Here is a 14,010-nt window from a genome sequence, read left to right on the forward strand (position 1 = left end):
CCGTTCTTACGGCTTCGCCTTCGAGGGCCCCGGGCCGCGGCGGGTGACGTTCCCCTGCCCGGTCTGCCACCAGCGCATCCGCCTCCCCGTACGGGGCAGGCTCCAGGCCCGCTGCGGCCTGTGCCACACACTGCTGGAGTGCGACACCTGACGGGGCGCGTCAGCGCCAGTCCTTCTCCGGGGTCGCGGCCGCCAGCACCTCCCGGGCGCCGCCGCGGATCGGCGCACCGTGCGGTACGCACACGGTGTCGGCGTCGTCGAGCGCGGCGAGCCTGCGGAACGAGGCGAGCGCCTCCTCCGGGTCGGCGTTGAACGGCCCCAGGAGCGCGCGTCCGCCCCCGGGCACGGTCGCGATGGCGTCACCGGGGAACAGCACCCGGCCACGCGGCAGATGCACCGCGATGGCGCCCGGTGTGTGTCCGGGCACGTGCAGCGCCCGCGCCTCCCCCGGCCAGCCGTCGAGCGCGTCCCCGTCGCGCAGGGCGACGTCCACCCGCACCGGGCGCACCGGCGCCGCGGCCCCGGGGGAGCCCGTCACGACCTCCTCGTACAGCTCCCGTTCCCGGGGCCCGAGCAGCGGCGGGGGCGGGGACAGGGTCCCGCTCAGGTAGGGGGCTTCGAGCGCGCCGGCCAGTACCCGGGCGCCGGTGGCCCCGGCGAGGTCGGCGGCGGAGCCCGCGTGGTCGGCGTGGTAGTGGGTGAGCACGATCTGCCGCAGGTCCTCCGGCGCCCCGCCGAGCCGGGCCAGCGCGTCCAGGACGGCGGGCGCGGACCCGGGAAGGCCGGTGTCCACCGCCGCGAAGCCCCCACCGGGCAGCGCGACGAGATACACGTGCCCCACGGGGAAGGCGAGTTGCCAGACACCGGGAACGACGGGTTCGGGCCGGACGCCCGGCACACGGTACGTGTCCATGCCACGGACGCTACCCGCCACCGGCCGCCGGAAGCGGATCACGCCGGTGGCGGACGCGGTGTCACCGGGTGCGGTGCGCACCCCCGTTGACGTGGAGGACCTGCCCGGTGAGGTGCCGGGCGGCCGGGGACGCCAGGAACGCCACGGTGCCCGCGATGTCCGCCGGCGTCCCCGCGCGGCCGCGCGCCGTCGCGGCCACCAGCCGCTCCCGGCGCTCCTCGGGGAGCCGGCCGCGGAAGAACTCGGTGTCCTCGATGTAGCCGGGCGCGACGACATTGGCGGTGATGTCGCGCGGGCCGAGGACGCCCGCCAGTCCGGTGTTCCACGCGGCGAGGGCCGCCTTGGCCGCGCCGTAGGCACCGGTCCCGGTGTCGGCGGCGATCGAGCCGATGTGGATGACGGCACCGCCGGGTACGAGCCGGCCCTCCAGCGCCTCGGTGGTGAGCACGGCGGTGAGCAGGTTCGCGTCGAGGTTGGCGCGGAAGTCCCGTGCACAGGCCGCCAGGCCGGTGGCGCCGTCGGCGTCGAAGTCGGTGTTGCCGCCCGCGTTGTTGACCAGGACGTCGACTCCTTCGGGGAGTTCGTCCCGCAGAGCGGTGAGCGCTTGGGGGGCGGTGTGGTCGCAGACGACCGCGCGGATGTTGGCGTGGCGGGCCGTCTCCTGGAGGGGGCCGGGCCGGCGCCCGGTGACGACGACATGGTCTCCGTGGGCCGCGAAGTGGTGGGCGGTGGCCCGGCCGATGCCCGTACCGCCACCGGTGACCAGGACAGTGCGTGTCATACGATGAACCCCGCTCTACGTTCAGGTCTAAATTTAGCGCTGAACATAACGACCGGGAGGCCGCCGTGGCAAGGGAGAACGAGACGCGGAACGACGACGGGCCCCCGGGACCCGCGTACCCCGTCGAGGAGATCGCCGCCGCCTGGCAGCGCGAGCGGCCCGGCACCCCGGTCTCCTCCATCGGGATCGTCACGCCGATCTGGCGGCTGGCCAAGCTGCTCGGCGACGACCGGCGCCGGGTGCTGGCCCGCGCCGGGGTGGACCCGGCCACCCTCGACCTGCTCAGCGTGCTGCGCCGCAGCGGCGCCCCCTACACCCTCAGCACCCGTGAGCTGGGGCGGCGTTCCCTGGTCACCGCGGGGGCCGTCTCCCAGCGCGTGGCCCGCGCCGAGCGCGAGGGGCTGGTGGTGCGCAGACCGGGCGAGGGCCGGCCGCGGTCCGTCCTGGTCGAGCTGACCGCGGCCGGGCACGATCTCGTCGAGACGACCGTGGACGAGGTGCTGCGCCGCGAGGCCGAACTGATCGGCGGACTCTCCCCGGAGCAGCAGGAGCACCTGACCGCCCTGCTGCGCACCCTGCTCCAGGACACCCAGCGGCGGCTCGGCGACCACCGGATCGGGCACGTCGGCGCGGACGGCTGACCCCGGAAAACACGCGGCGCCTGCCCTCCGGTCGGGGTGGGAGGCAGGCGCCGTGGTTGTCCGTACGCCGTTGTACGGGACAGGACGGACCGCGCGCCCGGTCCCTGCGACGGGAATGACCGGGCGCGACCGTGTCAGACGGTCAGTGCGCGGTCCGTCGGCCTGATGGGTGCGGGCAGGGTGCTGGTGCCGGTGAGGAAGCGGTCCACGCCGCGGGCGGCGGAGCGGCCCTCGGCGATGGCCCAGACGATCAGCGACTGCCCGCGGCCCGCGTCACCGGCGACGAAGACACCGGGGACGTTGGTGGCGAAGTCCGCGTCGCGGGCGATGTTGCCCCGGGCGTCCAGTCCGAGGCCGAACTGCTCGACGAGACCGTTGGCGCGGTCGGTGCCGGTGAAGCCCATCGCGAGGGTGACCAGCTGGGCCGGGATCCGCCGCTCGGTACCGGGCTTGGGTTCCGGCCTGCCGTCGGTGAACTCCACCTCGACCAGGTGCAGCCACTGGACGTTGCCGTGCTCGTCGCCCTCGAAGCGGGTGGTGGAGACGGAGTAGACGCGCTCGCCGCCCTCCTCGTGCGCCGAGGTCACCTTGTAGAGCATCGGGAACGTCGGCCAGGGCTGGTGCGCGTTCCGCTCCTCCCCCGGCCTCGGCATGATCTCCAGCTGGGTGACCGAGAGCGCGCCCTGCCGGTGGGCGGTGCCCACGCAGTCCGCGCCGGTGTCGCCGCCGCCGATGACGACGACGTGCTTGCCCTCCGCGGTGATCGGGGAAACGGTCAGGTCGCCCTCCTGCACCTTGTTGGCGAGCGGCAGGTACTCCATCGCGAAGTGGACGCCGTTCAGCTCCCGGCCGGGCACCGGAAGGTCGCGGGAGGTGGTGGCGCCCGCGGCGACGACCACCGCGTCGTAGCGGCGGCGCAGTTCGGCGGCGTCGATGTCGCGGCCGATCTCCACCTCCGTACGGAACTTGGTGCCCTCCGCGCGCATCTGCTCGATCCGCCGGTTGATGTGGCGCTTCTCCATCTTGAACGCCGGGATGCCGTAGCGCAGCAGGCCGCCGACGCGGTCGGCGCGCTCGTACACCGCGACGGTGTGGCCGGCCCGGGTCAGCTGCTGGGCGGCGGCGAGGCCCGCCGGGCCCGAGCCGATGACGGCGACGGTCTTGCCGGACAGGCGCTCCGGGGGCCGGGGGGTGACATCGCCGCTGTCCCAGGCGCGGTCGACGATCGAGACCTCGACGTTCTTGATGGTGACCGGCCGCTGGTTGATGCCCAGCACGCACGCCGCCTCGCACGGGGCGGGGCAGAGCCGCCCGGTGAACTCGGGGAAGTTGTTGGTGGCGTGCAGCCGCTCACTGGCGGCCCGCCAGTCGTCGCGGTAGACGTAGTCGTTCCACTCGGGGATCAGGTTCCCGAGCGGGCAGCCGTTGTGGCAGAAGGGGATGCCGCAGTCCATGCACCGGCTCGCCTGCTTGCCCACGAGGGGCAGCAGCGCGCCGGGGACGGGGACCTCGTTCCAGTCCTTGACGCGTTCGGCGACGGGACGGGTGGGGGCGACCTCGCGGTCGGTGGTCAGGAAGCCCTTGGGGTCAGCCATGCGTCGCCGCCTCCATCATCTTCTCGTGGGTCTCGGACTCGGAGAGCCCGGCGCGCTCGGCGGCGTCCTTGGCGGCGAGCACGGCCTGGTAGGTGGCCGGGACGACCTTGCGGAACCGGGCCGCGGCGGCACCCCAGTCGGCGAGGAGCCGTGCGGCGACGGTGGAGCCGGTCTCCTGCTGGTGGCGGTGCACGACGTCGTGCAGCCACCGTGTGTCGGCGTCGTCCAGTGGCTGGACGGCACCGGCGAGTTCGCGGTTGACGCGGTCGGGGTCGAGGTCGATGACGTAGGCGGTGCCGCCGGACATGCCCGCCGCGAAGTTGCGGCCGGTCTCGCCCAGGACGACGGCGCTGCCGCCGGTCATGTACTCGCAGCCGTGGTCGCCGACGCCCTCGGAGACGACGGTGGCGCCGGAGTTGCGGACGCAGAACCGTTCGCCGACCCGGCCGCGCAGGAACATCTCGCCGCCGGTGGCGCCGTAGGCGAGGGTGTTGCCCGCGATGGTCGAGTACTCGGCGAGGTGGTCGGCGCCGCGGTCGGGGCGGACGACGATCCGGCCGCCGGAGAGGCCCTTGCCGACGTAGTCGTTGGCGTCGCCCTCCAGGCGCAGGGTGATGCCGCGCGGCAGGAAGGCACCGAAGGACTGGCCGGCGGAGCCGGTGAAGGTGAGGTCGATGGTGTCGTCGGGCAGCCCCGCGCCGCCGAACCTCCGGGTGACCTCGTGGCCGAGCATGGTGCCGACGGTGCGGTTGATGTTGCGGATCGCGAGCCGGGCCCGCACCGGGCGGGCGTTCTGCGCGCTCTTCGCGGACAGCGCGTCGGCGGCCAGCTCGATCAGCTCGTTGTCCAACGCCTTGGCCAGGCCGTGGTCCTGGGCGGTGACCCGGTGGCGGACCGCGCCCTCGGGCAGGTCGGGGACGTGCAGCAGCGGTGCGAGGTCCAGTCCGCGGGCCTTCCAGTGGCGGACGGCCCGGGTGGTGTCCAGGACCTCGGCGTGCCCGACGGCCTCCTCCAGGGTGCGGAAGCCCAGCTCGGCCAGCAGCTCGCGGACCTCCTCGGCGATGAAGCGGAAGAAGGTGACGAGGTGGGCGGCCTTGCCGCTGAACCGCTCGCGCAGCGCCGGGTTCTGGGTGGCGATGCCGACCGGGCAGGTGTCCAGATGGCACACGCGCATCATGACGCAGCCGGAGACGACCAGCGGCGCGGTGGCGAAGCCGAACTCCTCGGCGCCCAGCAGCGCGGCCACGACCACGTCACGGCCGGTCTTGAGCTGGCCGTCGGTCTGCACCACGATCCGGTCGCGCAGCCCGTTCAGCAGCAGCGTCTGCTGCGTCTCGGCCAGGCCCAGCTCCCAGGGGCCGCCCGCGTGCTTGAGGGAGGTGAGCGGGGAGGCGCCGGTGCCGCCGTCGTGGCCGGAGACCAGCACCACGTCCGCGTGCGCCTTGGAGACGCCGGCGGCGACCGTGCCCACACCGGCCTCGGAGACCAGCTTCACATGGATGCGGGCCGCCGGGTTGGCGCTCTTGAGGTCGTGGATCAGCTGCGCCAGGTCCTCGATGGAGTAGATGTCGTGGTGCGGCGGCGGGGAGATCAGGCCGACGCCGGGCGTCGAGTGCCGGGTCCGCGCGACCCACGGGTAGACCTTGTGGCCCGGCAGCTGGCCGCCCTCGCCGGGCTTCGCGCCCTGCGCCATCTTGATCTGGATGTCGTCGGCGTTGACGAGGTACTCGGACGTCACCCCGAACCGGCCGGAGGCGACCTGCTTGATGGCCGAGCGCCGCTCGGGGTCGTACAGCCGCTCCGGGTCCTCGCCGCCCTCGCCGGTGTTGGACTTGCCGCCGAGCTGGTTCATGGCGAGGGCCAGCGTCTCGTGCGCCTCGCGGGAGATCGAGCCGTACGACATGGCGCCGGTGGAGAACCGCTTGACGATCTCGGAGACCGGCTCGACCTCGTCCAGCGGCACCGAGGGGCGGTCGGAGCGGAAGCCGAACAGGCCGCGCAGCGTCATCAGCCGCTCGGACTGCTCGTTCACCCGCTCGGTGTACTGCTTGAAGACGTCGTAGCGCTGGGCGCGGGTGGAGTGCTGGAGGCGGAAGACGGTCTCGGGGTCGAAGAGGTGCGGCTCGCCCTCGCGGCGCCACTGGTACTCGCCGCCGATCTCCAGGGCGCGGTGGCTGGCGGTGATGCCGGAGGCGGGGTAGGCCGCGGCGTGCCGGGCGGCCGTCTCCCGGGCGACGACGTCGAGTCCGGCGCCGCCGATCTTGGTGGTGGTGCCGTGGAAGTACGTGTCGACGAACGCCGCGTCCAGGCCGACGGCCTCGAAGACCTGCGCGCCGCGGTAGGAGGCGACGGTGGAGATGCCCATCTTGGACATCACCTTCAGCACGCCCTTGCCGAGTGCCTTGATGAGGTTGCGGAGGGCGGTTTCCGTGTCGAGCCCGGGGACATCGCGGACGAAGGTGCCGGCCCGCACCAGGTCCTCGACGGACTCCATCGCCAGGTACGGGTTGACGGCGGCGGCGCCGTAGCCGATCAGCAGGGCGACATGGTGCACCTCGCGGACGTCGCCGGCCTCGACGAGCAGGCCCACCTGGGTGCGCTGCTTGGTGCGGATGAGGTGGTGGTGGACGGCGGAGGTGAGCAGCAGCGACGGGATCGGGGCGTGCTCGGCGTCGGAGTGCCGGTCGGACAGCACGATCAGACGGGCGCCGTCCTCGATGGCGGCCCCGGCCTCGGCACAGATCTCGTCGATCCGGGCGGCCAGCGCGTCGCTCCCGCCGCCGACACGGTAGAGGCCGGAGAGGGTGACGGCCTTCATGCCGGGCATGTCGCCGTCGGCGTTGATGTGGATGAGCTTGGCCAGCTCGTCGTTGTCGATGACCGGGAACGGCAGGGTGACGCTGCGGCAGGACGCGGCGGTCGGCTCCAGGAGGTTGCCCTGGGGGCCGAGCGAGGAGACCAGGGAGGTGACCAGTTCCTCGCGGATGGCGTCCAGCGGCGGGTTGGTGACCTGCGCGAACAGCTGGGTGAAGTAGTCGAACAGCAGCCGGGGGCGGTCGGAGAGCGCGGCGATGGGGGTGTCGGTGCCCATCGAGCCGATCGGCTCGGCGCCGGTCCTGGCCATCGGCGCGAGGATGACACGCAGCTCCTCCTCGGTGTAGCCGAAGGTCTGCTGGCGGCGGGTGACCGAGGCGTGGGTGTGGACGATGTGCTCGCGCTCGGGGAGATCGGCGAGGTCGATCAGTCCGGCGTCCAGCCACTCCTGGTAGGGGTGTTCGGCGGCGAGGCGCGCCTTGATCTCGTCGTCCTCGATGATGCGGTGCTCGGCGGTGTCGACGAGGAACATCCGGCCGGGCTGGAGGCGGCCCTTGCGGACGACCTTGGCCGGGTCGATGTCGAGGACGCCGACCTCGGAGGAGAGGACGACCAGGCCGTCGTCGGTGACCCAGTAGCGGCCGGGGCGCAGCCCGTTGCGGTCGAGGACGGCGCCGACCTGCGTGCCGTCGGTGAAGGTGACGCAGGCGGGGCCGTCCCAGGGCTCCATCATCGTGGAGTGGTAGCGGTAGAAGGCCCGGCGGGCCGGGTCCATGGTGGTGCTGTTCTCCCACGCCTCGGGGACCATCATCAGCACCGCGTGCGGCAGCGAGCGCCCGCCGAGGTGCAGCAGTTCCAGGACCTCGTCGAAGGAGGCGGAGTCGGAGGCGTCCGGGGTGCAGACGGGGAACAGCCGCTCCAGGTTCTCGTTCCCGAACAGCGTGGAGGCGAGCTGGGACTCGCGGGCGCGCATCCAGTTGCGGTTGCCGCGCACCGTGTTGATCTCACCGTTGTGCGCGACGAAGCGGTACGGGTGGGCCAGCGGCCAGCTCGGGAAGGTGTTGGTGGAGAACCGCGAGTGCACCAGGGCGATGGCGGTGGCGAACCGGCGGTCGGACAGGTCGGGGAAGAACGGCTCCAGCTGACCGGTGGTCAGCATGCCCTTGTAGACGAGCGTCCGGGAGGACAGCGAGGGGAAGTAGACGCCGGCCTCGCGCTCGGCGCGCTTGCGCAGCGCGAACGCCTTGCGGTCCAGGTCCCTGCCGGTGCTGCGGCCGTCGGCGACGAACAGCTGGGAGAAGGCCGGCATGGTGGCGCGGGCGCCGTTGCCGAGCAGGTCGGGCGCGACGGGGACGACCCGCCAGCCGAGGACGTCCAGGCCCTCCTCGGCCGCGATCGTCTCGATCCGCGGGACGGCTTCGGCCGCCAGCCGGGCGTCGGACGGGAGGAAGGCGATGCCGACGGCGTATCCGCCGGCCTCGGGGAGCGGGAAGGTGACGTTCTCCCGCAGGAAGGCGTCCGGGACCTGGAGCAGGATGCCGGCGCCGTCGCCCGAGTCGGGCTCGGAGCCGGTGGCGCCGCGGTGCTCCAGGTTCGTCAGGACGGTGAGGGCCTGCTCGACCAGGGCGTGGCTGGCCTCGCCGGTCAGGGTGGCGACGAAACCGACGCCGCAGGCGTCGTGTTCGTCGCGGGGGTCGTACATCCCCTGGGGGGCGGGGCGACCGTCCAAGGGCGACCAGGCGGCGCCGGCGCCGGTGGTCGCGGAGTGCGTGGACGCAGAACGCATCGGCTCTCCCAACGTCGTCATGGCATACGGGGTGCCGAGGGACGACGTTGGCCCTCTGCGAAATTTCGTGCAGGGTACAGGATGACCCGCTTCTCGAAAAGCGGATAGATCCTTCCAGCATGTGGACACCGCGCCCGTGCGGTGTCATGGGAGGGACGGAGATTCCGTCCGCGTAGGGGGGTGACGGCCACCGTGCGGCACTGCCGGCGGCGTTACGGCCTTATGCCCCGCGGTCCACGCGGTGAAACCACCCGGTGATGACTGATGATGCGGTGCCCCGTAGGGAATCTCACCCTACGACGGTCCCGAACATCGTTCCCAGGGCGTATGTCACCCCCGCGGCGGCGCCACCGAGGGCCAACTGGCGCAGCCCGCTGTACCACCAGGAACGCGCCGTCACCCGCGCCACGACGGCCCCGCAGCCGAACAGCCCGACCAGCGCGAGCAGCACGGCGGGCCACAGCGCCGACGCCCCCAGCAGATAGGGCAGGACGGGCAGCAGCGCGCCCAGCGCGAACGAGCCGAAGGACGACACGGCGGCGACCAGGGGCGACGGAAGGTCGGACGGGTCGATGCCCAGCTCCTCCCGGGCATGGATCTCCAGCGCCTGCTCGGGGTCCTTCGACAGCTGGTCGGCGACCTGCCGGGCCAGATGGGGCTCCACGCCCCGCGACACGTACAGCGCGGCCAGCTCGTCCCGCTCGTCCTTGGGGTGCTTGCGCAGCTCCGCCCGTTCGACGTCCAGCTCCGCCTGGACGAGTTCCCGCTGCGAGGCGACCGAGGTGTACTCCCCCGCCGCCATCGAGAAGGCGCCCGCCGCCAGGCCCGCGAGGCCCGTGATGACGATCGTCTGCTGCGACACCGCGCCACCCGCGACGCCCGTCATCAGGGCGAGGTTCGAGACCAGTCCGTCCATCGCGCCGAAGACGGCGGGACGCAGCCAGCCCCCGTTCACATCGCGGTGGGTGTGGTTGTCGCGGTGGGCCTCGTGCGTCGCCGCAGAGGTGTCCATGACTCCGATGACAGACATAGGGGACCTTCTCCCTTCCGCGAGGTGTGGGCCGATCTCGGCGCTTTCCCCTCCGATGACTCGAAGCTATGCGCGAACACCCCGTCACCGCTAGCAAGGAAGGCCGAACTTACCGCGCTGACCTGCGGTTTTACCGAAGAGTCGGTGGTGAGATCCCGATCACACGGCGTCATCCGACGCTGGTTCCGCTCTCCGCGGCCCGCCGTTCCGGGACGCCACGGGGCCCGGAACGGCACCGGGCGGACCCGATGCCATGATCGGATCCGCCCGGTTCTTCCGCCGTGGACGGCGGGGCGAGGTCAGGAGGCCGTGCCGCTCCCGGCGCCGCCGTCCGCCGCCTTGTCCTTCTTCCCGGCGCCCGCGGCGCCCGCCGCCTTCGTCACGGAGACCTTCCCGGCCTCCTCCGTGGCGGCCCCGTCGCTCTCGCCGTCCGTCCGCTCCGCGCCCGGCTCGACGACCTCTTCGCGGCCCGGGGCCTTCTTCGCGGACACCACCATGTAGACCACCGCCAGCAGCAGCCCGATCAGCGCCGTCCAGACGTTGAGCCGCAGGCCCAGGATGTGGTGCGCCTCGTCGATCCGCATGTACTCGATCCAGGCGCGGCCCACGCAGTACGCGGCCACGTAGAGGGCGAAGGCCCGGCCGTGTCCGAGGCGGAAGCGCTTGTCGGCCCAGATCACCAGCGCGGCGACGCCCAGGCACCACAGGGACTCGTAGAGGAACGTCGGGTGGTACGTGCCGCCGACGCGGCCGATGGCCGGGTCGGAGCTGATCTCCAGCGCCCAGGGCACATCGGTGGCACGGCCGTACAGCTCCTGGTTGAACCAGTTGCCCCACCGGCCGATCGCCTGGCCGATGGCCAGACCGGGTGCCAGCGCGTCGCAGTACGCCGGGAGCGGGATACCGCGCCGCCGGCAGCCGATCCAGGCGCCGACCGCGCCGAGCGCCACCGCGCCCCAGATGCCGAGGCCGCCCTGCCACACCTTGAAGACGTCGAGGGGGTTTCCGTCCTTGCCGAAGTACGGCTCGTACGTCGTGATGACGTGGTAGAGCCGGCCGCCGACGAGTCCGAAGGGCACCGCCCAGACGGCGATGTCCGCGACCGTCCCGGACCGGCCGCCGCGCTGGATCCAGCGCTTGTTGCCGAGCCAGACGCCGAGGAAGACGCCGATGATGATGCAGAACGCGTAGCCCCGGAGCGGGATCGGGCCGAGGTGTACGACGCCGGTCGACGGGCTGGGAATGAATGCGAGGTCCATGGCAGGGTCGACGCTACCGCGCCGGGCGGGGGGCAGGGCAACCCGCCCGGCCACGGCTCCGTAACGGCGCCGGTCACGCCAGGTGCCCGGCCACCGCCGTCAGGGGGACGGGGTGGCGGCCCCGCCCGGGTGCCTCGCCTTGTTGGCGTCCTGGACCATCGTGCGGAACTCGGCGGGGGTGAACTGGCCGTTCTTCACCTTCGCCAGATCCTTGCCGTTGAGGAGGACGGTCGGGGTGCCGCGGAAGCCGGAGGTGTTGAAGGCGCCGTTGGACTTCTGGACGAACGCGTCGTACCTGCCGTCCTCGACACAGCGGGTGAAGGCGTCGTCCACCAGCCCCTTGACCTTGCCGGCCAGCTCCAGCAGCCGCTTCTTGTCGGCGTACTTGTCCTGCTGCTCCGGCGGCTGCTCGGTGTAGAGGACGTCGTGGTACTCACGGAACTTCCCCGCGTCCTGGGCGCACAGCGCGGCGTTGCCCGCGGTGAGGGAACCCTTGCCGCCGCCGTTGCCGTCGATCAGCGTGGCGAGGTGGTACTCGGTCCTGAGCTGCCCGGAGTCCTCCAGCTCGTGGACGACCGGGCGGAAGCCGGTCTCGAACTGCTGGCACGCGGGGCAGCGGAAGTCCTCCCACACCGTGAGGGTGGAGGGGGCGTTGGGCGCGCCCACCGGGACGAACGGCTTGGCGCCGCCGGTCGCCCCCCGGGGGACGGCCATCGGGCCCTTGTCCTCCTCGCCGCCCGAGGAGGACGCCAGGATCGCGACCCCGCCCCCGAGGGCGAGCACCGCGACCACGGCCCCGGCGACGATCGCCTGCCGGCCGCGCCGGGCGCGCGCCTGCTCCTTCTCCCGCTGTGCCTGCAGCCGCGCTCGGGCGCTGCTCTTACCGTCATCGTTCTTCTGGCTCACCCCTGGGACAACGAAGCGGAGGGGCGCCGTCGCACCCCTCCGCACCGATGTTCGCCCTATCGGGGGACGACGGGCGCGGCACCGTACCGCGCCCGTCCGGTCATCCGCGGGCGCGGACCCCCTCGGCCAGCGCCGCGGCGAGCGCCCTGACCCCGTCGAGTCCGGTCTCCAGGTCGTCCCCCGCCTCCAGCAGCCGCTTGACGAACGCGGAACCGACGATCACTCCGTCGGCGAAGCCCGCGACCTCGGCGGCCTGCTCGGGGTTGGAGACGCCGAGGCCGACGCACACCGGCAGCTCGGTGACGGCGCGGGTGCGCTCGACCAGTTCCCGGGCCTCCTGGCCGACCGACTCGCGGGTGCCGGTGACGCCCATCAGCGAGGCGGCGTAGACGAAGCCGGAGCCCGCCGCGGTGATCTTGGCGAGGCGTTCGTCGCGGCTGCTCGGCGCCACGACGAAGACGGTGGCCAGTCCGTGCTCGGCGGCGGCCTTCCGCCAGGTCTCGGACTCCTCGACCGGCAGGTCCGGCAGGATGCAGCCGGCGCCGCCCGCCGCGGCGAGGTCGGCGGCGAAGCGCTCGGCGCCGTAGCGGTCGACGGGGTTCCAGTACGTCATGCACAGCACGGGCGCCCCGGTCGCGGCGAACACCTCACGGACCGTGCGGATGACGTCGGTGATCCGTACCCCGGCGCGCAGCGCGATGTCGTCGGCGGTCTGGATCACCGGGCCGTCCAGGACCGGGTCGCTGTGCGGCAGCCCGACCTCGACGATGTCGCAGCCGCCCTCCAGCATGGCGCGCACCGCGCGGATGCCGCCGTCGACGGTGGGAAAGCCCGCCGGGAGGTAGCCGACGAGCGCGGCGCGGTCCTCGGCGCGGGCGCCCGCCAGTACCTGGCCGAGCAGGGCGGCGTTGCCCGTGGTCCCCGTGTTGGCCGCCATCACTTCTGCCCCTCGCCCTCGGTGTCGTACAGCCCGAAGTAGCGGGCAGCGGTGTCCATGTCCTTGTCCCCCCGGCCGGAGAGGTTGACCAGCAGCAGGCCGTCGGGGCCCAGCTCGCGGCCGACCTCCAGGGCACCCGCCAGCGCGTGGGCGCTCTCGATGGCGGGGATGATGCCCTCGGTGCGCGACAGCAGCCGCAGTGCCTGCATCGCCTCGTCGTCGGTGACGGCGCGGTACTCGGCGCGGCCGGTGTCCTTGAGGTAGGAGTGCTCGGGGCCGATGCCCGGGTAGTCCAGTCCGGCGGAGATCGAGTACGGCTCGGTGATCTGGCCGTCCTCGTCCTGGAGGACGTAGGAGCGGGAGCCGTGGAGGATGCCGGGGGTGCCCTCGGTGAGGGTGGCGGCGTGCTCCCCGGTGGCCACGCCGTGACCGCCCGGTTCGCAGCCGATGAGGCGGACGTCCTTGTCGGGCAGGAAGGCGTGGAAGAGGCCGATGGCGTTGGAGCCGCCGCCGACGCAGGCGAGGGCGGCGTCCGGCAGCCGCCCGGCGCGCTGGAGGATCTGGCGCCTGGCCTCGACGCCGATGACGCGGTGGAAGTCGCGGACCAGGGCCGGGAAGGGGTGGGGACCGGCGACGGTGCCGAAGAGGTAGTGGGTGCGGTCGACGTTGGCGACCCAGTCGCGGAACGCCTCGTTGATGGCGTCCTTGAGGGTGCGGCTGCCGGACGTCACGGAGACGACCTCGGCGCCGAGCATCCGCATCCGGGCGACGTTCAGGGCCTGCCGCCGGGTGTCGACCTCGCCCATGTAGATGGTGCAGTCGAGGCCGAAGAGGGCGCAGGCGGTGGCGGTGGCGACGCCGTGCTGGCCGGCGCCGGTCTCGGCGATGACGCGGGTCTTGCCCATGCGCTTGGTGAGGAGCGCCTGGCCCAGCACGTTGTTGATCTTGTGGGAGCCGGTGTGGTTGAGGTCCTCGCGCTTGAGGAAGACCCGGGCGCCGCCCGCGTGCTCCGCGAACCGCGGCACCTCGGTGAGCGCGCTGGGGCGCCCGGTGTAGTGGACCATCAGGTCGTCGAGCTCGGCCGCGAACGCGGGGTCCGCCTTGGCCTTCTCGTACTCGGCGGCGACCTCGTCGACCGCCGCGACCAGCGCCTCGGGGATGAACTTGCCGCCGAAGGCACCGAAGTAGCCCTCGGGCGTGGGCACCGATCCCTCGGGATCGGGAAGGAAGAAGTCGGAGGACATCTGAACGCACTCCTAGGCCGGGGCGCCTGCCCCGGAGGTCCGGTGGTGTTCGGGCATCACGATGTGCGCGCGGGGCGCGCGGCCGCGGGTGCGCCGGACCGGTC

General features: G+C 72.8%; 10 protein-coding genes. 1 reads left to right on the top strand and 9 read right to left on the bottom strand.

Annotation, left to right across the window (positions count from 1 at the left end; all coding sequences use genetic code 11):
- Window positions 1-160: 160 nt before the first annotated feature.
- Complete coding sequence (locus tag AC51EU_RS18555; RefSeq protein WP_496268104.1) at window positions 161-913, bottom strand: MBL fold metallo-hydrolase; 753 nt, start codon at window positions 911-913, stop codon at window positions 161-163.
- Between the two features lie 61 nt (window positions 914-974).
- Window positions 975-1,694, bottom strand: coding sequence for an SDR family NAD(P)-dependent oxidoreductase (locus AC51EU_RS18560; protein ID WP_496268105.1), 720 nt, complete (start codon window positions 1,692-1,694; stop codon window positions 975-977).
- A 65-nt stretch (window positions 1,695-1,759) separates the two neighbouring features.
- Here AC51EU_RS18560 and AC51EU_RS18565 point away from each other — a divergent pair, with 65 nt between their 5' ends.
- Window positions 1,760-2,335 carry a MarR family winged helix-turn-helix transcriptional regulator gene (locus AC51EU_RS18565; protein WP_496268106.1) on the top strand — a complete coding sequence of 192 codons (576 nt, stop codon included), beginning with the start codon at window positions 1,760-1,762 and terminating at the stop codon, window positions 2,333-2,335.
- A 134-nt stretch (window positions 2,336-2,469) separates the two neighbouring features.
- Here AC51EU_RS18565 and AC51EU_RS18570 read toward each other — a convergent pair whose 3' ends face one another.
- The 7 genes from AC51EU_RS18570 to trpB form a co-directional block, all read right to left on the bottom strand.
- Entirely contained in the window at window positions 2,470-3,930 is a 1,461-nt protein-coding gene (locus AC51EU_RS18570) for a glutamate synthase subunit beta (RefSeq protein ID WP_496268107.1), read from the bottom strand.
- Complete coding sequence (gene gltB / locus AC51EU_RS18575) at window positions 3,923-8,530, bottom strand: glutamate synthase large subunit (RefSeq protein ID WP_496268108.1); 4,608 nt, start codon at window positions 8,528-8,530, stop codon at window positions 3,923-3,925. The genes AC51EU_RS18570 and gltB overlap by 8 nt, the downstream gene beginning before the upstream one ends.
- A gap of 289 nt (window positions 8,531-8,819) precedes the next feature.
- Window positions 8,820-9,560, bottom strand: a complete 741-nt coding sequence (locus AC51EU_RS18580) for a VIT1/CCC1 transporter family protein (RefSeq protein ID WP_496268109.1) — start codon at window positions 9,558-9,560, stop codon at window positions 8,820-8,822.
- A 299-nt stretch (window positions 9,561-9,859) separates the two neighbouring features.
- Window positions 9,860-10,819 carry a prolipoprotein diacylglyceryl transferase gene (gene lgt / locus AC51EU_RS18585; protein WP_496268110.1) on the bottom strand — a complete coding sequence of 320 codons (960 nt, stop codon included), beginning with the start codon at window positions 10,817-10,819 and terminating at the stop codon, window positions 9,860-9,862.
- A 99-nt stretch (window positions 10,820-10,918) separates the two neighbouring features.
- Window positions 10,919-11,725: a DsbA family protein gene (locus tag AC51EU_RS18590; protein ID WP_496268111.1), complete on the bottom strand. Its 807-nt coding sequence runs from the start codon at window positions 11,723-11,725 to the stop codon at window positions 10,919-10,921.
- Between the two features lie 100 nt (window positions 11,726-11,825).
- Window positions 11,826-12,662, bottom strand: a complete 837-nt coding sequence (gene trpA, locus AC51EU_RS18595) for a tryptophan synthase subunit alpha (protein WP_496268112.1) — start codon at window positions 12,660-12,662, stop codon at window positions 11,826-11,828.
- A complete protein-coding gene (gene trpB, locus AC51EU_RS18600) occupies window positions 12,662-13,906 on the bottom strand; it encodes a tryptophan synthase subunit beta (RefSeq protein WP_496268113.1) in 1,245 nt (414 codons plus the stop codon). The genes trpA and trpB overlap by 1 nt, the downstream gene beginning before the upstream one ends.
- Window positions 13,907-14,010: the final 104 nt, after the last annotated feature.

The organism is Candidatus Streptomyces philanthi (assembly GCF_059553635.1).